This window comes from Pseudomonas sp. GNP013 (assembly GCF_054343995.1).
Window position 1 is genome coordinate 2,974,382 of sequence record NZ_JBTGUT010000001.1, and the last position, 26,330, is coordinate 3,000,711.

Sequence of the window (26,330 nt, forward strand, 5' to 3'; positions counted from 1 at the left end):
CCTCGATCAGGCATCCAGCCAGACTTGCTCGGCGAACATATAGCCCATGAAACCGCCCAGCGGATTGGCGCCATAGCCTTTGACGCGCTGATCGACACCGTCAATGTTGCTGATGAACACCGGTACGCCAATGCCGCAATGATCGTGCACCAGTGTCTGCATGTCGGCGTACATAGTGCCGCGCTTGGCGTCATCGGTTTCGGCACGGGCCAGCAGCAGCAACTGGTCGAATTGCTCGTTCTTCCAGGCGGACTCGTTCCACGGGGCGTTCGACTTGAAGAACTGTGAAAACATCACGTCGGCGTTCGGCCGTGGGTTGATGTTGCCGAACGTCAGCGGGTGCTTGGCCCAGTGATTGCTCCAGTAACCATCACTTGGCATGCGGTTGACGTCGAGCTTGAGCCCGGCCTGTTTCGCCGACTGTTGCAGGAGCACCGCCATTTCAACCGAGCCGGTGGCCGCCGGCGAGGCGAACAGCGGCATGGTGATGCTCTCCATGCCGGCTTTTTTGAGCAGGAATTTGGCTTTTTCCGGGTCGTAGGCGCGTTGCGGCAGCGCGGCATTGAAGTATCGCGCGCTCGGCGCAATCGGGTGATCGTTGCCGACCACGGCAAACCCCCTGAACACGGCGGATACCACCTGCTCACGGTCCAGCAGGTATTTCATCGCCAGGGTAAAGTCCGGATTCTGACCTGGCAGTTGATCCTGCCGGATGATCAGGTCGGTGTAGTTGCCCGAAGGAGATGAAATCACCTTGTGCGTGTTGCTGGCCTTGATGCGCACGGTGGAGCGCGGGTCGACTTCATTGGTGATATGCACATCGCCCGAAAGCAACGCGTTGATCCTTGCAGGTTCGTCGGCAATGCCGATGAATTCGATTTCATCCAGGTAAGGCAGCCCCGGTTTCCAGTAGTGGCTATTGCGCACGGCAATCGAGCGCACGCCGGGCTTGAACTCCTTGACCTTGAACGGGCCCGTGCCGATGCCCAGGTTAAAGTCAGTGGTGCCTTCGGGCACGATCAGGAAGTGCGACACCGCGAGAATCGACATCAGCTCGGCGTTCGGCCCAGTGAGGCGGATCTGCACTTCGTTCTGGCCGAGTGCCTTGATCTCGCTGAACTGCTCTGCCAGCGACAGGACTTTGGAGCCGGAGATGGGGTCCTTGTGCCGCAACAACGAAAACACGACGTCGGCCGCCGTGAGGGGCTTGCCGTTGTGGAAGGTCACCTCTTTTCGCAGGGTGATCACCCAGAGCGTGGCATCGGTGGTCTCAAAGCGCTCGGCCAACTCCAGCTGCGGCACCATGTGACTGTCGAAACGCGTCAGCCCGTTGTAAAACATGTAATGGCGCGTGTAGTCGGTAGAGCCGGAACCCTTGGCCGGGTCGAGGGTGTCAGCGGTGGAGCTGTTCATGCCGGCGACACGGATACGTCCACCGGGCTTGCCTTTGCCGGGGGCGGCCGCTTCATCGGCGAGCAGTTTGCCGGCGGCGCCGAACAGGCTACCGGCCCCGGCGGCGGCGACACCGGCGAGTCCCAGCATCTGCAGCGTTCTGCGTCGAGAGACATCACGATTCAGGCTTTCGAAGACGCGCAGACTTTCCTGGCCGCTGATCAGTTGGGAGTCGATTTCGGTGTCGGTCATTTCAGTTGTACCTGTCGAAAAATGAGAAAAACGGCGTGTCCCGACTGAGCGGAACGTCCTTTCAAACGCGAACGACGGTGATGCCAACATCAATGTAACTAGCGTGCAGCGTGTCACGATCCAGGTCGCGGCTTAGCGCACCAAGTCCTGAAACCGGTAATAGGCGCCCACCAACGGCAGAAACCAGGGGTTGCCGAAATGCCCCGGGATAGCGGGCCAATCAAAGTCCCGCCATGGGTTGAGGTCGGCGCGACCATCGAGCACCTCGGCCATGATCGCGCCCATGTAGGTCGCCATATGCGTGCCGTGGCCGCTGTAACCCATGGAGTAGAACAATCCGTCGTGCTCACCGGCACGGGGCAGCCGGTCGCGGGTCATGTCCACCATGCCTCCCCAGCAGTAATCAATGCGCGTACCGCTCAGCTCGGGAAAAATATCGATCAGCGCTCTTTGCAGGATGACCCCGCTTTTCGCGTCGGAGGCAGGGTTGGACGTGGCAAAGCGCGCACGGCCACCGAACAACAAACGATTGTCCGGCGTGATGCGAAAGTAGTTAACGAAGTTTTTCGTATCGGTGTACATGCGCCGACTCGGCACCAGGCGGTCGAGCATCTCGACGGACAAGGGCTCGGTGACAATGATGAAGGCCCCCACCGGTACGATGCGTCGGCGAAACCAGGAAAGCGGCCCCACCGCAGACGTGCCGGTCGCCAGCAAGACCTGTTTGGCACGCACCTCGCCGCGTGGCGTCTTCACCTGATGCACGGTGCCTGTCTGACGGGACAGGCCAAGCACCGGAGCCTGCTCGTAGATACGCACGCCACGTCGGGCGGCGGCCTCGGCGAGCCCCTGACCATAGCGGCCCACGTGCATGCCGGCACTCTTGCCGAAGAGCAGCCCGCCAAAATAACGGTCTGTGCCGACTTCGCCGCTCAACTGCTCGCGCGTCAGCATGCAAGTGTCGGGGTCGCATTCCTGTGCCATGAGCGCCTGGGACCGGGCCAGCTTGTCGAAGTGCTCAGGCTTTGCCGCCAGTTTGAGCTTACCGACGCGCTTGAAACTGCAGTCAATGTTCTCTTCCGTGATCAGTGACTCCACTTTACTCACGCCAGCGTCAAAGGCGCGATACAGCAGGTTCGCGCGCTCGCGTCCGATAGCGGTCGACAGCGCGTGGTAGTCCTGCGCAAAGCCGTTATTGCACATCCCGCCGTTGCGTCCGGACGCTGCGTTGCCGACCAGCCCGGCCTCGAACACCGCGACCTTTGCGCCCTTTTTGGCCAGCGCGATGGCAGCCGACAGGCCGGTAAAACCGGCGCCGACAATCGCCACGTCGACCTCACCACTGGGCGCGTCACGTTCACCCGCGGCAAACCTGGGAGCGGTGTCCAGCCAATAGGGCATCATCTTCATACGCAACATCCATCCTCTGAGGGTAAGTGGGCCATTGGCGCCATGCAGGCTTTGCAGCGGTTGCCGGGGTCAGCCGATCGACTGGTTGGACAGGGCAAACAATCGCGCATCTGTTTCAACGGCGTTGGGGGTAGCTTGCGTGGTGCGCACCATGGGTGTGGCATGACCCACGCAGGGCAAGCCGTTCTCGCTCAGCCAGGGTGACAAGCCGCTGTCTTCGGTCACGTCGATGCGAATGAAACGGCCTCGATGAGCCTCTGCAAGTGCGGCGATAAGCGCTTTGCCATCCGGCACGGCCTCTGACCCACTGGCAATCACCGGACCGATCACCACGCCACGGCCCCATTCGCGCGCGCAGGCATAAGCCGCCACGCCGTCACCGTGATCAACGACGAGGAGGCTGCCGATGTCGAACAAGTGACTTAACAATGCGCTGCGATCCCTGCCGGTGGCAGCCCGGTCCAGCTGTCGCACCGACGGCTCATCCTCGGCCTGCATGAACCTGACAGGCGCCCCATCATGGCCGGCAAAATGGGACGCCTGCTCCAGCAACGCCTGATGCTGATAAATGCACCCGTGGGCGATGAACCCCAGGCGGGTATACAGCGCCAGGCCCTCTTGGGTGGAATTGAGCATCAGCGCTCGCTCGCCGGTGCGCTGCAACAGAGCGTCCATCAGCGCGCGCCCGATGCCCTTGCCCTGCATGGCTGACGCCACAATGATCATGCCTACCGTGGCATGGCTTTCGCCTTGCGGCCACCACAGTGCAGTGCCAACCAGTTGGCCCTCTGCCTCCACCGCGAGACCGGCGCCAAGCTCAAAGGCAAAGCGCCAGTCAGCCTCACGGTACGGCCACGCCAAGGCGCGTGAGAGATCGACCGCTTGCGGCAGATGATCTGCGCGCAAGGGCACCACTTGAGGCTCCGCTGATGCGGTTTTCATGGGTTAGAGTCCGACCAGGCCTGGCAGCCCGCCAATGTCCGGGATCTGGTGATAGCCAAAGGCAGCGTTCGCCGGCTGTTCATGCCCGCGGGCAACGAACGCCTTGTGCTTGATTTTCATGTCGTGGGCAGACATCAGGTCGTAGCGAAAACTTGAGGACACATGCAACACATCCTCCGGCCCGCAACCCAGGTTATCGAGCATGAATTCGAACGCCGCCAGGCGTGGCTTGTAAGCCTGCGCCTGTTGGGCGGTAAAGACTTTATGGAAGGGTGCGCCAAGCTTGTCGACGTTGTGCATGATCTGCTCATCCATGGCGTTGGAAAAAATCACCAAGGGAATCTTGCCGGCAATTTTTGAAAGCCCTGCGGGTACGTCCGCGTGTGGGCCCCAGGTCGGCACTGCGTCGTAATACAGCTGGCCTTCTTGCCGGTATTCAATCCCCCAACGCGTACAGGTGTGCGCCAGGGCTGTCTTGAGAATCTCGTCATAGGGTCGCCAGTCGCCCATCACCTGGTCGAGCCGATGGGCTGCGAAGTCCTTGATGAACTGATCCATCCGCTCGGCCGGGACGCGATCGGCGAAAAACTCGCGCGTCAAGGCAGCGGTTTTGAAATTGGTCAACGTGCCGTAGCAGTCGAAAGTAATGTACTTGGGGCGAAGAAAGCTCATGAGTGCAGTCCTGAATGATTAATGAGGTCGCAACGGGTCAAGCCTTACTCGGTGCACACGGCGGTTTGTGATGGATTTATTGAAACACCCTGACGCCCTGTAAACCGATTGAAAGTAACGTTTAACTGGTACAAAACACTGTTTGAGAGGCCTGCTCCGGCAGACTTTGCCGAGGCCGCCGGCGTGTGTTTTTCACAACGCCGCGAAAGCGCTCTCCAGGGCGTCCAGCAGCCGCCCCACCTCCCTTTCGGTCCAGATCAGGGGTGGGCGAATTTTCAGGATGCTTGCGTCAGGTCCCGTGGCGGAAATGAGCACACCTTTTTCACGTAAATGGTTGACCAGCCGCAGTGCGGTTTTCATGTCCGGGGTTTTGCTGGCCCTGTCTGTGACCAACTCGACGGCGAAGTACATGCCCGTGCCACGCACGTCGCCAATCTGCTCATACCGCTCGGCGAGGTCCCTGAGACCTGCCAGGATCAGTCCGCCGATGCGCTTGGCGTTGAGCATGAGCTGCTCTTGCTGGATGACGTCGAGGGTGGCCTGGGCAGCAGCAATGGCCACGCTGTTACCGCCAAAGGTGTTGAAATAACGCATGTCACGGCCAAAGCTTTCAACCACCTGCGGGCGCACCATCAACCCGGCAACGGGGTAGCCGTTACCCATGGGTTTGCCCATGGTGATGATGTCCGCAGCCACGCCGTGACGCTGATGGCCCCAAAAATGCGTGCCGCTGCGACCAAATCCCGACTGCACCTCATCGGCAATAAACAGGCCGCCGGCCTTGCGCACCACGTCGGCAATCGGCCCGAACACGTCCACCGGATCACAGAACAGCCCGTCGGACGAAAACAGGCAGTCGGCAATGAAGGCAGCGACCCCGCCGCCATGGCGCTGAATATCCTGGATCTGGGCAGAGACCTGATCGGCCATATAGTGCCCCAATGCTTCACGCGGGATACGGTAAGAATCCGGCGCGGGCACGCGACGTACATAGGGATCGAGTTTGGCATTGGCACCCAGCGACGGCGAAAAAGCCGCCACCGTTGCCGAGTTGCCGTGGTAGGCCTCGCTAGTGACGATGACGCCGGTATTGCCGGTGTGATGGCGTGCAATACGGATTGCCAGATCGTTGGCTTCCGAACCGCTGCAGGTAAACATCATCTGGCCGTCGGCCGCCATCTCACCGTCTGCGGTAGCGCGCAATTGCTCGGCATAATCAAGAATCCCCTCCTGCATGTACCGGGTGTGGCTGCACAAGGTGTTCATTTGCTGGGTTATCGCCGCCACAACGCGCGGATGGCAATGCCCTACCGACACCACATTATTGTAGGCGTCCAGGTACTCGTTACCGTCCTTGTCGTAGAGGTAGGCACCCTTGGCGCGGACCACGCCTACCGGCTCGTTATAGAACAACCGATAGCCAGGCCCCAGCAGGTTGGTGCGTCGCTGTATATGCTCGCGCGCCGCTGCGTCCAGGTGCTCGGTATGGGCCGGGTTGAAGCCGTTGGGCATATCACCGCGGACAGCCTCGATTTTTGCATTACTCATTTGAATCCTCACTCTCAAGGATGGATCAATCGGCGAAGGGCATCAGAAGCGCTGACAGGTGTGACGGTGAACGGCCCAGTATCCAGTCCAGCTGAGCCAGGCCTGGGGCAGCATTCCTGAGAATGTAGGCACTGTTTTGCGGAAAAAGCTGCGACCTCCAGGTGGTTAGCAGGGCTCGGGTGACCAGACGCGCCATGACCAGATGGGGAATCAGGGAGAGCTCTTCGGCGGTCAGATCGGCGACACGCAAATACCCCCTCAGCACATCGTTTGCCGGGGCAAAGATATCCACGTCGTTGCCCGCGCCGACCACGCCCAACTGGTTCATCATTGCGGTGGAAACATCAATGGCAATGGCCGTTTTGACGGCGTCACCGAAGTCGATAATGCCGCTGACGGACGTCGGGTTGTGCGGGTCAACGACGATGTTTGAGGTATTGAAGTCGTTATGCAGCACCTGTTTGCGACAACCGGCAATCAAGCCCTCGATGTCCAGGAATCGAGTGAGCGCCTTTTCCAGCAACTGCCGAAGTGCGCGCTCGGGCACGTAGCTCATCAAGGGCTCAAGCGTGCTCAGGTGCTGAACATCCCAGCACACTTTTCGAGACTCGCCCGGGTGGGAAAACCCGGCGGTGGCCAACCTCAGGCGTGCAAGCATTTCGCCGATGTGCTCACGAATTTCAGCATTCGCGCTGGTTTTATCCAGGGGCATGCCCGGCAGAAAACTCATCAGCCTCACGTGCCTGACATCGCCATTGGCCGTCTCGATGGGCGTGAGGTACTCACCCTGCAGCGAGGGGTAAACCCTGGGAACCGGAAGCTCAGGGGCCGTATGCCCAATGTGACGCATGACGTCGATTTGCAGCGAAAGCTCAACCGGCACTTCCCGGGGGTTGGAAATTTTGAGAACGCAGGATTTTCCGTCAGCCGTGTCACAGCGAAATGTGTCGTCCTTTTCCGTCGAGAAGCGCGTCAGATCGGCTTTGATCCCGAACTGATCCTGCAGAATCAGCCCGGCCTTTTCTAATGCAATCGGGGTAAAAGGGGCCGCCAGATCGCCCTGCAACGCCGTAAGGCCGTCCGTATCTACAGCTTCGTACATCTCTCGCATTGCTGAACTCCAGGCCTTGGAAGACCGTGTAGAGCAGCCTTCGATGGAGCAATATTGTGCTACAACTTTTTAATTTTAAAGAGGCGAAAATAGAGATTCGCTGAAAATCCGTCTTGAAAAACACACGACTCACGCATAACTATCTGTATTTTAATAAAAATAATTAAATTAAAATTTTTTTGATTTTTTGTAGTTGTCGCACAATTATCGAGACTACTCAGATCCTCACTGGTGCAATATCCCCAACACGTATTAGAATCGCCTTCAGCCGCGCCTCCACCTGGGTCTTGCACGAAATGAATTTTCTGACCACCAACATCCAAGCCCCTGCCGCCAACCTGTCGGCGGTAGAGGTGTTGGCTGCCAAGCTCAAAGCCAGAATCCTGAACGGTGATTTCGAGCCCGGTGAATTTCTGCGCGACATCAAAATGGCGGAGGAATACGAAGTCGCCCGCAACACGTTCCGCAGCGCTGCGCAGCTGCTTGTTTCATTCGGCCTGCTGCTCAAAGTGCCGCATCGCGGCTTTTGCATACCCGAGTTCGGGCCGAACGAAATCGTGGATATCGCCAGGTTGCGCGGGGTGCTGGAAACCGAAGCGGTGCGCATGATTATTCTGAGCGGCGTGATCCCACCTGACGCACTGAGCGCCGTGGAAAAGTTGCGCCAGACCCCCGCCGACGCGCCCCGTTCAGAGGTTGTGGTTGCCGATGGTGACTTTCACCGGGCAATAATCCGCGCCAGCGGCAGCCCGCGATTACAACGCAGCTACGCCATGCTGGAGAGCGAGATCGAATTGCTGCTGGTGCTGCAACAACCCTGCTACGAAGACCCCAAGGACATCGTCGCCGACCACGAGCACTTGATAGAGTGCTTGCGCAGTCGAGATTTCGAGACGGCTCGGGCGGCGTTTGTCGAGCACTGGGAGGATTTGAGCACGAAGCTGTTGCGCGCGAATTTCGAGAGTCGGCGATGAGCGTTATGAATCACCGCATCACCACAACGATCAACCCCCCCATACCGCTTCGAAAACCGATTGCACAAAACGCCCCTCCATAAAGATTCAGAAAATTCCTTCACCTCGCGTAGGAGCAAACAAGCAAGCGCTCTATAACTGCGTATTCGGCCTGAGCATGCCCGCCAGTATTCTGCTGGGCGCCACACTCCCCTTTAAAAAATAAACATTCCGTAACCCATCAGATCACCGCTGTCCGGCTATTGCTGATAACTCCTTCAGCTACTCTCTGCACGGGCCAGTTCGTCGTGACTTATGACCTTTCTTGCAACTCGTCCCAGGATTGGCGTTGGGTAGGCAAACTGACGCCACCGCTGACGTTATTGACCTCGATGCCGCGTCAGGCCCTGTTGGCCTCGTTAAAATCGCGGATTCAGGGCCCGCTGGTGCTGGTGATCGCACCGCCCGGCTATGGAAAAACCACGCTATTGATGCAGTGGCGCCAGGAGCTGCTGCGCCTTTCTCCCGCCACGACCGCTGCCTGGCTGTCCCTCGATGAGGTGGATACCGAACCCAACCGCTTTCTCGCGTATTTGATCCTCGCACTTGACCATGCGGGTATTGATCTGGGGCATTTGCGTCCACTGGCTGAGTCTCAGTCGCTGGATGCCCAACCACAGCGCACGATCACCGCGTTGCTGCATGCCCTGGCGCGAGAAAACCGGCAGGTCACGCTGCTGCTGGACGATTACCACAGTGCAGCAAATGAGCAGATCGATCATCTGGTGCAAACCCTGCTGGAGCAGGCGGCTCCCTGGTTGCAGTGGGTGGTGGCCAGCCGTACACGCCCCAAATGGCCGCTGGCGCGCTGGAAAACCATGGGCTGGGTGCATGAAGTGTCAGCGCGCGAGTTGACCCTTTCGCTTGCCGAAACCCACAGTATTTTTGGCTCGGACCTTTCACAACCCGACCTGCAGCACCTGCACGAAACAACCGAAGGCTGGGCTGTAGCCGTGCAGTTGGCGCGGCTCTGGCGAGTCAGCGATAACGGCTCGCTTTACCGCCTGGAAGAGTTCTCCGGGCGGGTGAGCGATATGGCCGCGTACCTGACCGAACAAGTGGTCGAACGCTTGCCGTTGGACTGCCAATCCTTTCTGCTCGACACTGCGTTGCTTGAACGCTTCAACGCAGGATTCGCCGATGCGGTTCGAGCGCGTGGGGACAGCGCGCAGTTGCTGGCGCAATTAAGCCACCTGGACGCGTTGCTGGTGCCGCTGGACGTCGGACGTCAGTGGTTTCGTTATCATCGCTTGTTGCGTGACTTCCTGAGTCTGAGGATTGACGCTCAGGATGCCCAGCGGATTCATCGCTGCGCCGCCCAATGGCTGGCCCGGGAGCGCGACTGGGTGCAGGCGGTCAGCCATGCATTGCGCGCCGACGACAGCGCGCTCGCGGTAAGCCTGGTGGTGCGTGCAGGCGGATGGGAGACCGTTCTGCACCACGGCATCCGCTACACGCAGAGCCTGTTGCAACAGTTCGACACGTCCACCCTGCGCAACGATCCTGACCTTCTGCTGTTACAGGCCTATCTGCATGCCAAACTTGGCGATCATGTGCTGGCAGCTCACTTGCTGCAGCTGGCGCGTGGACTCATCCAGGACAACCGACGCCTGGCGCGGGACTTTTATATCGTCCAAACCCTGGTAAACGCTTACTCCGACTACTTTCCAGACGACGCTGGCGAAGCGTTTGACCAGCAGCAACTGCGCGCAGACGAACTCCTGACCCAGGCCACGCTGGAGTGCGTGCACGCCCTCAAAGCCCTGACACGCGGCGATCTGCCCGGCGCGCTGCACACAATCCGCGCAGCGCACGACAAGATGCGCGTGATCAACAATCCACGCGGCGAAAACTACTGCCGTGTACATGAGGCCCAGGCGCTCACTCTGGCGGGAAACATTCAACCGTCGAGGCGTAGGGTCGATGAAGCCCTGGCGCTTACGGATGACCATTTTGGCAGTGAAAGCTCCGTCAGGGCCCTGGCGGGTTGCCTCAAGGCACAGCACCTGTATTTGCAGGGCGCCTGGGCTGAAACCACTCCCTGGCTACGTGACGGCTGGGCAGCTGTCGAACACACCGATGGTTGGCTGGACATTGCCGCCGTAACTGCCGAAGTCGCTTGGCGCACGGCGTTGCGGGCGCAGGGCGTACAGGCCGCGTTGGGTGAGCTGGAAAAAGTCAATCAACTGGCCAGCGCCCGCAACTGGCAACGACTGATGCGGCTGGTCAGCGCCTGGCGGGTGGATGTGCTGGTGCAGGGAGGGTCGCTGGTGCAGGGTCGTCAGGAAGCATTGCGTAGCGACCTGGAAGGCGTGGCGAGCAATATCGCCGATTGGCGCAATCACGAAGCAGCGACCCTGGCGCTGGCCCGCTTGCAACTGGCGACCGGGAGCTCCAGCGCCGCGTTGAGCCGGCTGAAACGCGCCAGCGAGACGCTGCAGAACAAGGGCTTATGCTTGCCCACCTGGCGCCTGCAACTACTGACCCTGGCGGCTTATCGCAATGGCCAGTTACCTGAATCGCTCAGTGACCTGATGCAACCGCTGGCGCCCGTCATTGAACACGCCATCCCCGGCTTGTTGCTTGAAGCCGGCCCCTGCCTGCTGCCCGCCCTGGAAGCCTGTCCAGATCGTTTCCCCGGCCAGGCTGCCATCCTCACGCGCTTGCGCGGTTGGCGCGCGCACCCGGCACGCCCGCGTCTGCACTTTAGCGGCAAGGAAACCCACCTCCTCACATTGCTGGGCCACGGACAATCCAACAAAGCGATTGCACAGGCCCTGGATATCTCGGAAAACACCGTGAAATTCCATCTCAAGCATATATTTTCCAAACTTTCAGTGGACAACCGCACCGCCGCGATCAGCGCGGCCTTGCGTCTTGGCCTGCTTGATCCGCCGCTGTAACCCACCCCGCTACCCATCCGGGTAGGCCGCAAGCCACCCCCCCTGCGACCTACCCTCGCCGCCCGTGGCAGGGCACGTCTATCCGCACCTAGCATCGGTCCTACCGGCGGGGGCAATCACTGTCTCCTGCCTTCATAACAACAACTATTCCAGGAGTTGCCCGTGGGAAAGGACGGCAAAACTGTACGTGTAGCGACCGATGTCGGTGGAACGTTTACCGACCTGGTTTATTTCGAAAGCGATGCGGCCACCGGCCATCAACTCATTCGTACGGCCAAGGTCGACACCACGCCACCGAACTTTGCGCAGGGTGTGCTGAATGTGCTCCACAAGGCCGAGGTGGACTTGAACACCGTCGACTTTCTGGTCCACGGCACTACCGTGGTGATCAACGCGCTGACCGAGCGGCGCGGCGTGAAGACGGCGTTGATTACCACCCAGGGCTTTCGCGACATCCTGGAAATCGCCCGCGCCAATCGCCCGGACTACTTCAACCTGAAGTGGGTCAAACCGGCCCCCTTTGTACCGCGCTATCTTCGCCGGGAGGTCAGTGGCCGACTGCATACCGATGGCAGCGAGCGCGAGCCGCTGGATCTGTCACAGCTGCCTGACATGCTGGGTAGCTTGCGCGAAGACGGCGTGCAAGCCATCGCCATCTGCCTGTTGCACGCCTATGCCAATCCCGCCCATGAGCAAGCCGTGCTAAGCGAGGTACGGCGTCTTTGGCCGGAAGTGTCAGTCGTTGCCTCTCACCAAATCACCCGCGAATGGCGTGAATACGAACGCTCCAGCACCACCGTACTCTCGGCCTATGTGCAGCCTATCGCTGCGCGCTACCTGGACAATCTGGAAGCGGGCCTGCGAGAGGGCGGCTACCAGCACCCGCTGTACATCATGCAATCCAACTGCGGCGTCGACAGCGTCAAACATGCCCGTGATATTCCCATCACCATGGTCGAGTCAGGCCCGGCCAGTGGCTTCTGGGCGGCAGCCGAACTCGGACGGCTACTCGACGAACCCAACCTGCTGGCCCTCGATATCGGTGGCACCACGGCCAAATGTTCGCTGGTGCGCAACGGCCAGGTGTCGATCAAGACCGATTACTGGATCGAACGCAACCGCCTGAATGCCGGCTATCCGATCATGGTGCCTGTGGTCGATCTGGTGGAAATCGGCAACGGCGGCGGCTCCATCGCCTGGGTCGATGAATTCGACAAATTGCATGTCGGCCCCGAGTCTGCCGGTGCCCTGCCCGGCCCTGCCGCCTATGGCAATGGCGGCACTCAGGTCACGACCACCGACGCCAACCTGGTCTTGGGTCGAATCAATCCCGATTACTTTTGCGGCGGCGAACTGGTTGCCGATATGGCGGCGGTGCAGCGGGCTTTCGCTCCGTTGAGCAAGCGCCTGGAGCTGCCCATAGAGCAAGTGGCACGCGGCATTGTGCGCATCGCCAACGACAATATGGTCAATGCGTTGAAGCTGGTTTCGCTAAGCCGCGGTCATGACCCCCGCGAGTTGACCCTGGTCGCCTTTGGCGGCGGCGGCGCGATGCATGCAGTGGCGCTGGGCCAGGAACTGGGCGTCAGGAAAGTCATCGTACCGCGCGGCGCCTCGGTGTTCTCCGCCTGGGGCATGACCATGTCGGACCTGCGCCGCGATTTGTTTGTCAATCGTTTTGTGGAGGCTGAACGCGACGGTGCATTGGCGCAGACCCAGGTATTTCTTGACGAACTGATGCACAACGCCCGCGCGCAATTCATCAGCGAAGCCATCGCCCCGGAGCAGGTCGACCTGCAGGTGTATTGCAAGTTGCGCTATCAAAACCAGGAGCACGCCGTCGAAGTTGCGCTGAACATCGGCGAGTCGCTGACCGAGCATTGGCCGGCCATCGCGCAGCGCTTCCATGCCCTCTATGAGCAGCACTACACCTACCGCCTGCAGGCGCCACTGGAGGTGATTGGTTTCCACCTGGTGGCCGTTGCGCAGATCGGCAAGTTGAACCTGCAAGCGCTGCCCGTCACGGGCCGCCCGCTGGTCGATGCACACAAAGGCCAGCGCCCGGTGGACTTTGCCCTGGAAGGGATTCATGACACGGCGATTTACGACTACGCCCTGCTTGAACCGCAGATGCACTTCAGCGGCCCGGCCATTATCGAAGACGCCGGCTCCACCGTGGTGGTGCATCCGGGCAACCAGGTGTCGGTTGATCGGCTTGGCAACCTGCATATCACCCTCACCCAGGAAGGAGCAGCCTGATGAGCCACCTCGATGTGTTCACCCTGGATATTATCCAGAACTCCTTGCAGGCCATCGCCGACGAAATGTTCACGGCCATGCGCAAGGCGGCCATGAGCCCGATCATCTACGAAGTGCTGGACATGGGCACCGGCATCACCGATGCCCAAGGCGAAATCGCCAGCTCCGGCGCGGGTATTCCGGCGTTTGTCGGGGTGCTCGACAAAGCGGTCAAGCAGATCCTGCTGCAACATCCGGCGCCTGGCGAGATCGAGGAAGGTGATGTGTTTATCACCAACGATCCCCACAGCGGCGGTGTCACCCATCTCAATGATGTGGTGCTGGCAATGCCGGTCTTTGCCGAGGGTCGCTTGCTGGCCTGGACCGCAAATATCGCTCACTGGAACGACGTCAGCGGTATGGTGCCGGGCTCGCTGTCGACCGAGGCCACGGACATTTTTCAGGAGGGCCTGCGTCTGGCGTCGGTGAAGCTGATCAGCCGAGGCCAGCCGATTCGTTCGGTGTTACAGATTCTGCGCTGCAATACGCGGATGCCGGATTTCATGGAAGGCGACCTGTGGGCCGGCATTGCTGCCGTACGTGGCGGCGCCACACGCTTGCAGGCACTGAGTGGGAAATACGGCATCGAGGTGTTCCTGGCGGCGATGCAGGCCTTTATGGAGCTGGGCGAGAAAACCTCGCTGAGCGCGCTACGCAGCTTGCCGCCCGGGCGACTGCAAAAAGAGGAATTGCAGGACGACGGCAGCGTGTTCAAGGTTGCCATTCAGATCAGCGAGCGCGAACTGATCATCGACCTGCGGGACAATCCCGACCAGTGCGCAGGCCCTACCAACCTCAGCCGCGATGGTGCAGTGGTCGCAGCTCAGATGGCGTTCAAGGCGCTGACTGCGCCGCAAGGCGTGACCAATGGCGGCACGTTTCGCCCACTGCGCGTGCTGACCCGCCCCGGCTCGCTGTTCGATGCACGCCCCCCCGCCGCCGAAGGGTTCTATTTCGAGAACCTGATCCGCGTCCACGACCTGCTCCTGCGGTGCCTGGCCGAGCGTTTTCCGGAGCGCCTGCCCGCCGGCAACTTCGCCTCGGTGTGCGCCACCATTATCGGCGGCGTGCACCCCGACACCGGGCGGGCCTTCACCCTGGTGGAACCCGAGATTGGTGGCTGGGGCGCCGAGCGCGGGCGTGACGGTAATAACGCCGTGTACTCGGGTCTGCATGGGGAGACCTTCAACTGCCCTGTTGAGGTGTGTGAAGCCCGTTATGGCCTCTACGTCGAACGCATGGCCCTGAATGACGAGCCGGGTGGGCATGGGCAGTTCCGCGGAGGTCGCGGGATCTGCATCGACTACCGCGTTCGCGCCGATGCCAGCTTTCTGACCTGCGGCTATACCCGCGCCGTCATTCCACCCTGGGGCCTGGAGCAAGGCCTGCAAGGCACGCCCAATTACATCGTAGTCGTCCGCCAGGATGGCGCGCACGAACGCTATGCGATGGCCAGCAGCATCAGCCTCAACGCCGGTGATCTGGTGCGGGTACGCACCGGGGCCGGCGGTGGCTATGGCCTGCCGGCAGACCGCGATCCGCAGGCGGTACGGGACGACGTGAAAAATGGCTACGTCGATGTCGACACCGCCCGCTCGGTCTATGGCGTGCCGCTTTGATCCAGCAACCGTTGCAGAGGTAACCCATGTTCGCAGCAACGGTTGATACCCGACGCCACCAGGCCGCAGCGATCGAAGGCGCAATGGCGTGATCGTTCATCTCACATAACAACAAGAGAGACTCATCATGTTTACACCGCATCTGCTGCGCCTCGGCGCGGGGCTTTTCTTCGCCTTCAGTCTGACCCACGCGGCCACCGCCCGCGCCGAACAATTCATCGGTTTCGGTCAACCGGGACTGCCCGGCAAGTGGGCGCTGGAATCATTTCCGGTGTTCAACCGTACCGCCGAAGGCAACGTGCGTGCCGGTGGCAATACCGTGCTGGCGTACTTCTCCGAAACAGGCTTTACCGATACAACGCGTGACCAGTTGCAGTTCTGGGTCGGCGCGATTCCGGGCTACGCCAGCAACAAGGATGCACGGGACGCCAGCCCGTGGGGGATTGCTTCGCCCAATCTAGGATTTTCCTATTACTACAACGTGGTCGAACCCACCACCGAGTACGGATCGGACGACTACACCACCTTCTGGACCAACCCGACCCTGATGGTCGAATTCCCCAATGGCAATGACGAGGTGGCCGGCTACGGCGCCTTCGCCAATCGCTATGCCGTGAGCTTCAGCCTCGCCAACTATCTGCGCGTCGGGCGCTTTGCGGTCACCTTCATACCCGCCGGTATTCATTACGCCGCCCGTAACCGCAATGCCACCGACGTTGGCACGGCTGATCCGCAGCGCCTGCGTGGCGGTGTCAGCCTGTGGCTGGCCGACGTCGCTGCCGGCTACCTGGTCACCGACGATTTATGGCTGGGCGTGCATCACGTTTATCACATCAACAACACCGCCGCGTCTGACGTTGCTGAATCGCGGGTTGGAAAGATCGGCCCGTCCATGACGTACACCGGCTTTGCCCAACAAGGGTTCTACCTGTCTGCCAATCTGAATTTCGACTACTACCGCAGCGCCAACCTGTCTCGCTCCAATGAGCTGACCATGGCACTGGTGAAGTTCTTCTAAGCGCGTTTTTACAAGGAATACAGCATGGACACTCATACCCTCGCCACCCAGCCACAGGATGTTCCCGTTAGCGTGCGTTGGCTCAACCCCATCGGCTGCCCAACCTTCGACGCGCCGATTGCCGACTTGCTGCATGGCATCAAGCAACCGTCCACCCAAATCGAAGTGGTGTCGTTCGACATGCCACACAGCCCGACACACCTGGAATATCGCGCGTATGAAGCACTTACCTATGAGCGCACCCTGCGCATCGCGCGCGATTGCGGCCAACAACAGATCGACGCGCTGGTGATTGGCTGCTTCTACGACCCGGCCCTTGAGGATGCGCGGGAAATTTCCGGCGACACAATTGTCGTCGCGCCTTGCCAGGCCAGCCTGCAGGTGGTCGGGCACCTGGCCAATCGGTTTTCGATCATCGTAGGCCGCACCAAATGGATGGAGCAGATGCACGAACGGGTACGACGTTATGGCGCGGCGGACCGGCTTGCGTCGATGAGGCCGCTGGGTATGGGCGTCGATGAATTCCAGAAAGACCCGGCCGTCACCCGTCGCAGAATCATTGAGCAAGCCATGCTCGCCGTCGAAGAAGATGGCGCTGAAGCGATCGTGCTCGGCTGCACCATCGAATTCGGTTTCTTCGAACAGGTGCAGCGTGAAGTCGGTGTTCCCGTGATCGACCCGGTGGTGGCCGCTTTCAAGATGGCCGAGACCCTGGCCGGCATGAAGCGCCGGTTTGGCTGGTCACCCAGCCGGGTGGGGAGCTGCGAGCCGCCACCGGAAGCCGAAATGAAGGCGTTCGGGCTGTTTCAAGGGCCGGTGCCGATTGGCAATCGAGTCAAGGCGTAACCCTCTCTCACTGGGATAAACCACCATGAACACCACCCCTTCGACGCCCTTGATGGATGGCTACACGTCTTACCGGCAGGTGGGCGATGTCTTCAGGGATGTCCCCCTGACGCGCGAACACCTTAAGTGTTGCCTGGCGCTGTTCTTTTTACTGGCCATCGAGGCCTGGGAGATGATGATCATCGTCTACACCGCGCCGTTGATCGCTCAGGACTTTGCCCTGGATACAGTCGCCGTGGGCAACCTGATCGGAGCCATGTTCATCGGCATGCTGCTGGGCGCGCTGCCGTGGGGCAATGTCGCTGAACGTATCGGCCGTAAAAAAGCGATTCTTTTGAGCCTGGTGCTCTACGGCATGATCTCGATGGCCAGTGCTTTTGCCCCCGACTACATCAGCCTGTACGCATTGCGCTTGCTATCCGGCATCGCCGTGGTGGGCATGATGGTGGTCATCTTTGCCCACTATCAGGAGCTGTTGCCGGTGCGACATCGCGGCGCGCTGACCGTCTACCTGGCCTCGGGTTGGCCGATCGGTATGCTGCTGGCACTGGGGGCAACCGTCTGGCTGATGCCTTGGGGATGGCGCGCAATCATCGTGTTGAGTTCATTGGGCAGCGTGTGGGCGTTGGTGATCGCGTATTGGGTGCCGGAGTCGCCGTACTGGCTGGCCAGGGTTGGCCGTCAAGCCCAGGCGCGAAAGGTGATCGAACGTCTCAGCCGTGGCGCGGTGCAAGTACCCGAAGACTGCCAGTTAGGGGTCGACCAGACGACCCGGGGCCGGCAACGGGACCTGTTCACTGCGCCGATGCTGAAGATCAGCACCTTGCAGATACTCGTCAATTTCACCTTTTCCTGGGGTTACTGGGGCCTGCAGACCTGGCTGCCGACCCTGCTGCAACAGCGCGGCCTGAGCCTGCCGCAAAGCTATGGTTTTATCGCGTTGTCGGCGGTGTGCATGATCCCGGGCTACATGACCGCCTCCTGGTTGACCCACCGCTTCGGGCGCAAAAAGATCCTCATTACGTTCATCAGTGCCGCAGTGCTGGCGGGCTACGGCTTTGCCAATTCACAGTCTCTGGAGATGCTCTATCTGAGCAACTTCGCACTGGCGTTTTTCAGCCTTGGCGCCTGGGGGGTCTGGGGGACGTGGGTGTCGGAACTGTACCCCACGCCATTGCGCACGCTGGGGTATGGCTGGGCGATCTTTGCCCAGCGCGTGGCCAACATCCTCGCGCCCTCACTGATAGGCGCGCTGGTGGCCTATGGCGCGTCGTTCAACGTGACCACCACCTTCATCAATGCCTTTATGTTGGTTTCTGTACTGCTGGTGGTATTTATCCCGGAAACCGAGGGCGAGGCATTGCGTTGATCGGCAGGCAGTTAGCGCTGTTTCGCAATGGACAGCGCGCTCCTGCCCGACAGCGCGCTGCCGGCCGGTCCGTTTGAATAGAGCGCTCCCGCACCCTGCGGGGGAACTCTCACTTTAGAAACGGAATTCATCATGAACACCTCGTTACCGGGCAAAAGGCTGGTATTTCCAATGCAGCGCGGTCCCTTCCAGAATAACGGCGCCACACCCTGGTACTCGACCATAGCGCTGGGTACACCGGGTCAGCCGTTGAAGCTGGCCATCGACAGCGGGACCAATATCACCTGGGTGACCTCGACACTGTGCCCACCCGATCAATGCACTCACTTTGGCGCAGGTCGGTTCGACTATCAGGCGTCGAGCAGTTTTACCTTCACCGATTGCCTGCAACGCCCGTACAGCTTTGGCCCCTGGGGCACCCTGCAGATTGAATCAGCCTCGGACGTACTGAACACGCCCAGCGGCGCTACGTTGCCAATGAAGCTGTTTCTCGCGGCGGGCTATGGCGGCGCACAGTTCAAACAGCTGGACTGGGATGGCGGGATTGGCCTGCCGTGCAGCAGCGCCTATGTCGAAGGCCGCAGCTCATTCCTGTTTCAGGAGCTGCTGCGCAGCGGACAGCTCGACCCGGCCCATCCCTACGTAGCCTTCGATTGGAACGCTAATGATCGAGGGGGCACCTGCCAAATGGGCGCCATCGATCAATCCAAAACCCACGGGCCGCATGTGTTTCTGCCGTGGTCGATGTACAGCAAAGTGCCTGGCGTGGAGTACATCTGGTCTGCCGACCTGAAGTCCTATTCGGTGGGCGATGAAACACTGGCCACCGACGTCACGTTCGCGCTGGACTCTGGATCCTCTCAGTTCAAAGGGGATGACCGCATCATGCAGCAAACCCTGGCGCGGATTGCCCGGGGAGGAAGTCCTGAGGTCGTGCTGGAATTTGCCGAAGGTGAGATCACCCTGGGGGCGCAGTTGTACAACGTGCTGATCGAAGAAGGCCCCGACAAGGGCAGGACGCTGCCACAATTTGCACCGTTGGGATTGGCGGACCTGGTACTGGTTGGCTCACTGGTCATGGAGCATTGCTACACCGTGTACGAATACCAGGTGGTGAAATGCGGGCATGAGGTTTACTCGTTGGCACCGGTGGGCGTCTGGTTGTTCAACCGGCCGGACGGGCCGCAGATCATCACGCGATCTTCATCGCGTGGTTTTATTGCGGGCGCACGACCGGTGGCGACGGGCAAGGTCACCCTTCCCGCTCCCGCCGTTCACCCCCTGCGTTCGACGTCTGTAGCGGGCACCTGGAAAAATGACTATGGCTCGGTGATGACGCTTACCGTCACAGGCAACCAGATTTCAGGGATTTACCAGTCGTCCACCGGGTCCACCGGCAAGTACGCAGTATCGGGCTACCAATCAAGCTCTGCGGCGACAGCGAATCTAGGCCTGCCCGTCGCACTCGCCATCGACTGGCATTCCATGGGTGAAGAGCCAGCGGACCCAAGCTGGAACTGGACATCCGGGCTCTGTGGCCAAATCAGCCTTGTGGAACATGAAGAGGTGCTGGAGCTCTCGCACCTTCTGGTGGCCAGCAGTGACTTTCCGGGGTTGGCGCAGCAGGGTACCTACGTCGACACGCTGCGCTATCGTCGGTGCAGCCCTGGTGTGACAGAGCGTCTGGACGCAAACACCTTCCTTCAAACGAAGATCGATAACCCATTAACCGGCCGTTGGATGACACCTGATGCAAACGTGCTGACGCTGACTGTAGAGGCGCAGAGCAAAGGCCGCTTTGGCCGCGTGACTGGCACGCTGTCAGGCCCTGCAGGAGCGATGGAGGTAACCGGGTTCACCGACATCTGCGCTGTTGAACGTGGGCTCACCCTGCAATCGACAGCAATCACTGCTGCGCTGGAAACCGGCGTACTGTCGCTGTGCGGCACGCTGGATTTGAAGAGCGACGTGCTTGAATTGTCAATCCTGACCTGCACACCCACCGCGCCAACCCTGACCTATGTACAGACACGGTTGTCGTCAGCCACGTTCAAGCGGATCAGCTAGTCTGCTTTCCAGCGATTGTAGTACTCACGATTAGCGAGGCTCGCAGCGTCTCGGACAACCTTCCAGACCACCGACCAGAGCTGCGAAACACTCTAGGTCTCCAATGCGCAGCGCAGGGTGCTCGACAGGCTTCGAATCCTCCCCGGTCAGCGCTTGAAAACCTCAGTGGAGATTGGTGAGGCCCTGGACGCATCTGTTATCCAGGTGGATGCAGGCATGAAGCGCGTCAGTCGCGATCCGCATCCGACTGGTTGAGAAACACCAGCACGCCCAAAATCGCCGCATAGAACTTGAATGCCGCGTTCTGGCCATTCCATTCCTCGGATTGCCACATCAAGAACCACTCGCCGCCGATCACCATAAAGCCGAAGAACCAGACCAGCAGGCCCACAGTGAAGCCCGCAACGGCGCAGGCCTTGGCGCGGTTGAACTGCTGACCACTGCGGTGCCTGGCACGCCACAACATCAGCACCCCGGCGCTCAGCAGTATGGCCGTCAACGCCTCTGTGGCAATGATCAACCAATAGGCGCCATGCCACAGCCATGGCGCATGGATCGCGCGCGACATGGCGCGATTACCGGGAAAGGTGGTGTCCATGCTCAGTACGTGCTGGACGAAGTTGAAATTGGACGTGTAATCACTGAGGTTATTGAACGCCGCTAGCGCAGCGAAGGCCGCCAACATCGCGACCATGACCATTTTTGCGTAACGGGTAAGCATGCTGATTTCCTGAGTGAGCGCTGAAGTGCTCAGCACGCTACACCTGCGCCACAGCGCGAAATCCGGCAAATATCCGTTTGTTAAGTAAGAACCGTCTGAATCGCCTGCGCACAACGGTCGACAGGGTGCTTAGTCTTTCCGAGAGAAGAATTCAGTCGAGACTATGCTCAAGTTTTTGGACTGCCTCCGGCGAGAGACGCCGCAAGCGTATTGGAATCGATCAGGGCTTGAGCGTATTTGCGACCGCGAAAACCCCGTAAGGGTTATGAGCACGTTTTTCTCAGTGTTTGGAAGGACGGATCCTGAACCAGATCGAGTACATCGCAGGGAGGAAGACCAGGGTCATGACAGTCCCTCCCAGGGTGCCTCCAATCAAGGTGTAAGCCAGGGTGCCCCAGAATACTGAGTGGGTCAGTGGAATGAAGGCCAGGATCGCAGCCACGGCCGTGAGCAATACTGGTCGAGCGCGCTGTACCGTTGCTTCAACCACCGCGTGGAATGGATCCAGCCCCTCCTTTTCGTTTAGATCGATTTGGCCGATCAGGATCAGGGTATTACGCATAAGAATCCCGGACAGCGCGATCAGCCCGACAAGGGCGTTGATACCGAAGGGCTGGTTGAACAGAAGCAATGTCGGCACGACGCCAATCAACCCAAGCGGCGCGGTAAGAAACACCATCACCATCGCCGCTATCGATCGCACCTGAAGGATGATGATCAGCAAAGTGATTGCGATCATGATCGGAAACAGCGGCAGCAACGCGACAGTGGCCTTGGCGGACTCCTCAATGGATCCAGCCTGCTCAATGCGATAGCCGTTCGGCAGGCTATTCATGATCGGTTGCAGCTCCTTGATGATCCTGGAGGACACATCCGGAGGTTGCAGATGCTCAGCAATGTCGCCGCGCACAGTGAGGGTGGGTACGCGGTCGCGACGGCGCAGAATCGGATCCTCCATACGTACTCCGACCTCTCCTATCTGTGAAAGAGGAATGCGCTGACCGGCGGAGCCCACGAGCGTAAAGCCCTCGATCTTCGCAGGGTCCAGGCGGATATTACCCGCTGCTCGCCCCATTACCTCAACTGAACGGATGCCTTCGCGCACAGAAGTGATGGGGATACCGGAAAGCAAAAACTGCAACTGTTGGGCAACCGAGCTCGACGTCAGGCCGACTGCCTGCAATCGATCCTGATCCAGAGAGAAATGCAGCGTGGGCACTCGTGATCCCCAATCGCTGTTGACCGTCCGCAGCATCGGACTCGCCAGCATGACGGCTTCAACCCGTGCTGCGATCTCACGCAATGTGTCGGGGTTTGGTCCCGTCACGCGATACGCCACAGGAAACGGCGAGTAAGGGCCAAACACGAGTTGTGTGACGCGAACCCGAGCTTCAGGTGCGAGTCCTTGGGCCACCGCCTCGCGAATCCTTAGCTTGAGCGCCTCACGTGCTTCCTGGCTGTCTGTCAGTACCACGATTTTTGCGAACGAGGGGTCCGGCAATTCCGGAGCCATTGCCAGATAAAAACGCGGCGAACCCTGCCCGATGTAAGACGTGACGATCTTTGCTGCATCCTGCTTTTGCAGCCATGCCTCTACTTTTGCTGTTGCGGCATTGGTCTGCTCAATGGATGTGCCATAAGGCATCTGCACTTCGATCAGCACCTCCGGACGATCCGAGGTCGGGAAGAATTGTTTTTTAACCAGCCCCATTCCGAGAATCGCCACGATAAACGCGGTGATTACTGCGCCCGCCACCCACCCTTTGCGGGCGATAACGTGGGCCAGTACTCGTCGAAAACGGTTGTAATGTGCCGTGTCATAGATCGCAGCATGCCCGCCTTCAACCGGCTTGATTTCAGGCAGCATCTTCACACCCAGATAAGGCGTAAAGACCACTGCGACTACCCAGGAGGCAATCAAAGCGATACCGACAATCCAGAACATGTTGCTGGTGTACTCGCCAGCAGTCGACTGCGCAAAACCATTAGGCATGAAGCCAACAGCAGTCACCAATGTGCCGGCAAGCATGGGTGCCGCTGTGTGACTCCAGGCGTAAGCCGATGCCTTGATCCGGTCGTAACCTTCCTCCATTTTCACCACCATCATTTCGATGGCAATGATGGCGTCGTCGACTAACAGGCCCAGCGCCAGGATCAATGACCCCAAAGTGATTCGGTCAAAGTTCTTGCCCGTGGCTTCCATCACGACGAAGACGATAGCCAGTGTGAGCGGCACAGCCGCAGCAACCACCACCCCGACCCGCCAGCCCATACTGAGGAAGCACACCAGCATCACCACGAGCAGCGCGACGAAGAACTTGATCATGAACTCGTCAACGGCCGAACCAATGTTTACCGACTGGTCAGTGACCTTCGAAAGTGTCATGCCCAATGGCATGCTTTGATTGATGTCAGCCGTCTCGGCATCCAGCGCTTTACCGAGGTCAAGACCATTCCAGCCGTCGCGCATCACGATACCCAGTAACAACGCAGGCTCGCCCTGGTTGCGCACCAGAAAAGTTGCAGGGTCCTCGTAACCGCGCTCCACTGTCGCGACGTCAGAAAGCTTCAGCGTTTTAGCCCGCACGACAATTGGCGTGTTGCGGATTTTTTCAAGCGTGTCGAGGGCCCCCTCCAAGCGCAGCAACACCTGGGGCCCACGGGTTTCAATGGAGCCTGCAGGTGTCAAAACGTTCTGGTTATTGAGTGCCGAAAAAATGTCCTGAGGCGAGACGCCCAAGGTGGCCAGGCGGTCATGGGAGAACGATACGAAGATGCGTTCGGCCTGCTCACCGATGATATTGATCTTCTTCACGCCAGGGACATGCAGCAGACGCTGGCGCAGCACTTCAGCGTCGCGCACCAGTAACCGCTGCGGTTCGCCCTTGGCCTTCAACGCAAAGAGCGCAAAGGTCACGTCCGAGAATTCGTCATTGACCATCGGACCGATAACGCCCGCGGGCAAGGTTTTCGCCGCATCACTGAGCTTTTTACGCGCCTGATAAAACGCCTCCTGCACTTGAGACGGCGGGGTTTTGTCCAGCAGTGACACCATGGTGAATGCCAGACCGGCCCGGGTGTAGGTCTCGCTACGGTCGTACCATTGCAATTCCTGCATGCGTTTTTCAAGCGGCTCAGCGACCAGATCCTGCATTTCCTGCGCAGTTGCGCCAGGCCATGCAGAAATGACGGTCATTTGCTTGACGGTAAACGGTGGATCTTCCGCACGCCCCAGTTTGAAAAATGAGAGCGTACCGGCCACTCCGATCAGGAAGATGAGAAACAGCGTGATGGACCGTTCGCGAACGGCCAGTGCAGACAGATTGAAACGTCCCACGCTCATGGTCGTTCCCCGGTGCCGCCAGTACCCGGCATCAGCACTTCTTCACCTTCGTGAAGTAAATGTGCCCCCAGTGCCACGACCTGCTCACCGGTCTCAAGAGCGCCACTGACCCTCGCCGAATCGTCACTGAGACCCAGCACTTGAACAGCACGCCAGGTCACTTGTGTGGGCGTACCGGCAATGACCCAAACACCCGGCCCCTGACCAAGGTCATGGATGGCGGCAATGGGTACCGTCAGCGCATCCTGTGCACCTTTGCTACCCGCAATGTCGAGCGTGACCGTTGAGCCCAACGGCGCATTGGCATTTGCGCCCTCGAGCACATACCTGGCTTCGAAAGTGCGCGTAAGCGGATCCGCAGCGTCTGAGAGCAGCCGTAGTGTTGCAGGGAAAACGCTCGCACTGTTGCCGTACAACCTGGCCTGAGCCTGGTCACCAATGGGCGGGCGCAATGTTTCGGGTAACTGGACAATGGCTTCCCGCTGTCCAGTCTGTGCGAGCCTGACCACGGGCTGGCCGGCGCTGACGACTTGTCCGGGTTCAGCCAAGGTGTCGACCACTACGCCATCGGTGTCAGCCAGTAAAACGGCGTACCCGGTTGCGTTACGAGCAACGTTGGCCTGAGCCTGCGCGGCATTCAGGTCTGCCTTTGCCGTGTCAGCCTGGGACTTTATGCGGTCGTAGGCTGAAGCGGAGATGGCACCGGCCGCTACCAGCTTGCGATTACGGGCTTCATCCTCCTCGGTCTGCCTGGCTCTTGCTGCAGCCGCCGCAACCGCCTGCTGTTGGACCTGCGCCTGCAAGCTGAGATCAATGGGGTCAAGACGCATGAGCGGCTGACCTCGTTTGACGGTTTGACCGGTATCGACCAATCGCTCCAGCACCTTCCCGGACACTCGAAATCCCAAGTCGCTCTGAACGCGCGCGACCACGACACCGGTAAAGGAACGCTCGGTGTTATCAGCCCTTGCGACAGCGGCAGCCCTGACCAGAGGCGGTTGATTACGAGGATCACGCGCACTTGACGGTTCACCGCATGCGGTCAAAACGAAAGGAAGTATGCAAGCGGCAATGGTTGCGGGTCTGAACCGGAGCATGGGATCCCTTACTTCAAGAAATGAGCAGGGAACCGATTCTCCGCATAGTGACCAAATTAGTCAATGGTCACAATCAGGGAGCGAGACTTCTCAGTATCAAGGCCGATAGGTGGGCGGGCGCCGTCGACACACTGTCCAGGTTGTACTGCAATTGCACCGGATTAATGTAGGGACGCATAACCAGGTGAATCGCTTGAACGGCTTCATCCAGCGGAGTTTTGCGCTCAAATTCACCAGACTCTCTGCCCTCAAGCAGAATCTGCTTGATCAACAGGCTGATTCGCTCGTCATGCGCAACTGCGGAGGGCCACTGATCACGGCCTGCCACCGCCGCAATGTCATACAGCTTGCGATCGTGAAAAAACAAGTCACTGCCCGCCTCGACAATCGAACGAAACAACCGGCGCAGCTTCTCGGAGGCGGTGGGTGCTGCACTGATTGCCGAGCTTACGATATCCATGATCATGGCCAGCCGATTCGAGCAGATGACCTCCCCGATGGCCTGCTTTGAGTCGAAAAATTTATAGATGTAAGCCTTTGAAAAACCGATAGCTTTGGCAAGGTCGGAGACCGTGGTTTTCTCGTACCCGTAGTGCCCGAAATGCTGGGTTGCCGCTTCGACAACCTGATCGCGAATGCTGTGATCGGATGGGCCGCGCGATGGCGGCGTCTTGATTTGATTAGTCATGTTTCCAGCTTAGCGCTGTGA

Annotated in this window: 18 protein-coding genes; 8 read left to right on the forward strand and 10 right to left on the reverse strand. The window is 59.6% G+C overall.

The genetic code is table 11. The features are described 5' to 3' along the window. Positions 1 to 6: 6 nt before the first annotated feature. From ACXX81_RS12790 to ACXX81_RS12815, 6 genes are all read right to left on the reverse strand, one after another. On the reverse strand, positions 7 to 1,644 hold the full coding sequence (locus ACXX81_RS12790; RefSeq protein ID WP_231421766.1) for an ABC transporter substrate-binding protein: 1,638 nt from the start codon (positions 1,642 to 1,644) through the stop codon (positions 7 to 9). Positions 1,645 to 1,776: 132 nt separating this feature from the next. Continuing rightward, positions 1,777 to 3,054, reverse strand: a complete 1,278-nt coding sequence (locus ACXX81_RS12795; RefSeq protein ID WP_231421765.1) for an NAD(P)/FAD-dependent oxidoreductase — start codon at positions 3,052 to 3,054, stop codon at positions 1,777 to 1,779. Positions 3,055 to 3,123: 69 nt separating this feature from the next. Continuing rightward, positions 3,124 to 3,996: a GNAT family N-acetyltransferase gene (locus ACXX81_RS12800; protein ID WP_458571795.1), complete on the reverse strand. Its 873-nt coding sequence runs from the start codon at positions 3,994 to 3,996 to the stop codon at positions 3,124 to 3,126. 3 nt (positions 3,997 to 3,999) lie between these two features. After that, entirely contained in the window at positions 4,000 to 4,668 is a 669-nt protein-coding gene (locus ACXX81_RS12805) for a haloacid dehalogenase type II (protein WP_231421763.1), read from the reverse strand. A 192-nt stretch (positions 4,669 to 4,860) separates the two neighbouring features. Beyond that, positions 4,861 to 6,216 carry an aspartate aminotransferase family protein gene (locus ACXX81_RS12810; RefSeq protein ID WP_458571796.1) on the reverse strand — a complete coding sequence of 452 codons (1,356 nt, stop codon included), beginning with the start codon at positions 6,214 to 6,216 and terminating at the stop codon, positions 4,861 to 4,863. Positions 6,217 to 6,241: 25 nt separating this feature from the next. Continuing rightward, entirely contained in the window at positions 6,242 to 7,327 is a 1,086-nt protein-coding gene (locus ACXX81_RS12815) for a phosphotransferase (protein ID WP_458571797.1), read from the reverse strand. A 296-nt stretch (positions 7,328 to 7,623) separates the two neighbouring features. On the opposite strand from ACXX81_RS12815, the gene ACXX81_RS12820 reads away from it, so the two are divergent. The 8 genes from ACXX81_RS12820 (at position 7,624) to ACXX81_RS12855 (ending at position 20,460) form a co-directional block, all read left to right on the forward strand. Continuing rightward, positions 7,624 to 8,301 carry a GntR family transcriptional regulator gene (locus ACXX81_RS12820; RefSeq protein ID WP_231421760.1) on the forward strand — a complete coding sequence of 226 codons (678 nt, stop codon included), beginning with the start codon at positions 7,624 to 7,626 and terminating at the stop codon, positions 8,299 to 8,301. Between the two features lie 287 nt (positions 8,302 to 8,588). Further along, positions 8,589 to 11,243, forward strand: coding sequence for a winged helix-turn-helix domain-containing protein (locus ACXX81_RS12825; RefSeq protein ID WP_458571798.1), 2,655 nt, complete (start codon positions 8,589 to 8,591; stop codon positions 11,241 to 11,243). Between the two features lie 162 nt (positions 11,244 to 11,405). Beyond that, a complete protein-coding gene (locus ACXX81_RS12830) occupies positions 11,406 to 13,502 on the forward strand; it encodes a hydantoinase/oxoprolinase family protein (protein WP_458571799.1) in 2,097 nt (698 codons plus the stop codon). Further along, positions 13,502 to 15,160 carry a hydantoinase B/oxoprolinase family protein gene (locus ACXX81_RS12835; RefSeq protein ID WP_458571800.1) on the forward strand — a complete coding sequence of 553 codons (1,659 nt, stop codon included), beginning with the start codon at positions 13,502 to 13,504 and terminating at the stop codon, positions 15,158 to 15,160. The genes ACXX81_RS12830 and ACXX81_RS12835 overlap by 1 nt, the downstream gene beginning before the upstream one ends. A gap of 127 nt (positions 15,161 to 15,287) precedes the next feature. Next, the gene (locus ACXX81_RS12840; protein ID WP_458571801.1) at positions 15,288 to 16,178 is read left to right on the forward strand and encodes a hypothetical protein; all 891 of its coding nucleotides are present in this window, start codon (positions 15,288 to 15,290) and stop codon (positions 16,176 to 16,178) included. A 24-nt stretch (positions 16,179 to 16,202) separates the two neighbouring features. Then, complete coding sequence (locus ACXX81_RS12845; RefSeq protein ID WP_458571802.1) at positions 16,203 to 17,024, forward strand: aspartate/glutamate racemase family protein; 822 nt, start codon at positions 16,203 to 16,205, stop codon at positions 17,022 to 17,024. A 25-nt stretch (positions 17,025 to 17,049) separates the two neighbouring features. Further along, complete coding sequence (locus ACXX81_RS12850; RefSeq protein ID WP_458571803.1) at positions 17,050 to 18,393, forward strand: MFS transporter; 1,344 nt, start codon at positions 17,050 to 17,052, stop codon at positions 18,391 to 18,393. A gap of 132 nt (positions 18,394 to 18,525) precedes the next feature. Further along, positions 18,526 to 20,460, forward strand: a complete 1,935-nt coding sequence (locus ACXX81_RS12855) for an avidin/streptavidin family protein (RefSeq protein ID WP_458571804.1) — start codon at positions 18,526 to 18,528, stop codon at positions 20,458 to 20,460. Positions 20,461 to 20,686: 226 nt separating this feature from the next. Here ACXX81_RS12855 and ACXX81_RS12860 read toward each other — a convergent pair whose 3' ends face one another. The 4 genes from ACXX81_RS12860 to ACXX81_RS12875 all read right to left on the reverse strand — a co-directional run bounded on the left by ACXX81_RS12860 (position 20,687) and on the right by ACXX81_RS12875 (position 26,309). Then, entirely contained in the window at positions 20,687 to 21,181 is a 495-nt protein-coding gene (locus ACXX81_RS12860; RefSeq protein WP_322213284.1) for a DUF2165 family protein, read from the reverse strand. Positions 21,182 to 21,461: 280 nt separating this feature from the next. Then, on the reverse strand, positions 21,462 to 24,524 hold the full coding sequence (locus ACXX81_RS12865; RefSeq protein WP_458571805.1) for an efflux RND transporter permease subunit: 3,063 nt from the start codon (positions 24,522 to 24,524) through the stop codon (positions 21,462 to 21,464). Next, complete coding sequence (locus ACXX81_RS12870) at positions 24,521 to 25,621, reverse strand: efflux RND transporter periplasmic adaptor subunit (protein ID WP_458571806.1); 1,101 nt, start codon at positions 25,619 to 25,621, stop codon at positions 24,521 to 24,523. Before ACXX81_RS12870 ends, ACXX81_RS12865 begins: the two co-directional genes overlap by 4 nt. A gap of 73 nt (positions 25,622 to 25,694) precedes the next feature. Continuing rightward, complete coding sequence (locus ACXX81_RS12875) at positions 25,695 to 26,309, reverse strand: TetR/AcrR family transcriptional regulator (RefSeq protein ID WP_322213281.1); 615 nt, start codon at positions 26,307 to 26,309, stop codon at positions 25,695 to 25,697. Positions 26,310 to 26,330 lie beyond the last annotated feature (21 nt).

Excerpts from the sequence above, each read along its gene's own strand:
- ACXX81_RS12790 (WP_231421766.1), bottom strand. The coding sequence starts at position 1,644 with ATGACCGACACCGAAATCGACTCCCAACTGATCAGCGGCCAGGAAAGT.
- ACXX81_RS12795 (WP_231421765.1), bottom strand. The coding sequence starts at position 3,054 with ATGAAGATGATGCCCTATTGGCTGGACACCGCTCCCAGGTTTGCCGCG.
- ACXX81_RS12800 (WP_458571795.1), bottom strand. The coding sequence starts at position 3,996 with ATGAAAACCGCATCAGCGGAGCCTCAAGTGGTGCCCTTGCGCGCAGAT.
- ACXX81_RS12805 (WP_231421763.1), bottom strand. The coding sequence starts at position 4,668 with ATGAGCTTTCTTCGCCCCAAGTACATTACTTTCGACTGCTACGGCACG.
- ACXX81_RS12810 (WP_458571796.1), bottom strand. The coding sequence starts at position 6,216 with ATGAGTAATGCAAAAATCGAGGCTGTCCGCGGTGATATGCCCAACGGC.
- ACXX81_RS12815 (WP_458571797.1), bottom strand. The coding sequence starts at position 7,327 with ATGCGAGAGATGTACGAAGCTGTAGATACGGACGGCCTTACGGCGTTG.
- ACXX81_RS12820 (WP_231421760.1), top strand. The coding sequence starts at position 7,624 with ATGAATTTTCTGACCACCAACATCCAAGCCCCTGCCGCCAACCTGTCG.
- ACXX81_RS12835 (WP_458571800.1), top strand. The coding sequence starts at position 13,502 with ATGAGCCACCTCGATGTGTTCACCCTGGATATTATCCAGAACTCCTTG.
- ACXX81_RS12840 (WP_458571801.1), top strand. The coding sequence starts at position 15,288 with ATGTTTACACCGCATCTGCTGCGCCTCGGCGCGGGGCTTTTCTTCGCC.
- ACXX81_RS12845 (WP_458571802.1), top strand. The coding sequence starts at position 16,203 with ATGGACACTCATACCCTCGCCACCCAGCCACAGGATGTTCCCGTTAGC.
- ACXX81_RS12850 (WP_458571803.1), top strand. The coding sequence starts at position 17,050 with ATGAACACCACCCCTTCGACGCCCTTGATGGATGGCTACACGTCTTAC.
- ACXX81_RS12855 (WP_458571804.1), top strand. The coding sequence starts at position 18,526 with ATGAACACCTCGTTACCGGGCAAAAGGCTGGTATTTCCAATGCAGCGC.
- ACXX81_RS12860 (WP_322213284.1), bottom strand. The coding sequence starts at position 21,181 with ATGCTTACCCGTTACGCAAAAATGGTCATGGTCGCGATGTTGGCGGCC.
- ACXX81_RS12865 (WP_458571805.1), bottom strand. The coding sequence starts at position 24,524 with ATGAGCGTGGGACGTTTCAATCTGTCTGCACTGGCCGTTCGCGAACGG.
- ACXX81_RS12870 (WP_458571806.1), bottom strand. The coding sequence starts at position 25,621 with ATGCTCCGGTTCAGACCCGCAACCATTGCCGCTTGCATACTTCCTTTC.
- ACXX81_RS12875 (WP_322213281.1), bottom strand. The coding sequence starts at position 26,309 with ATGACTAATCAAATCAAGACGCCGCCATCGCGCGGCCCATCCGATCAC.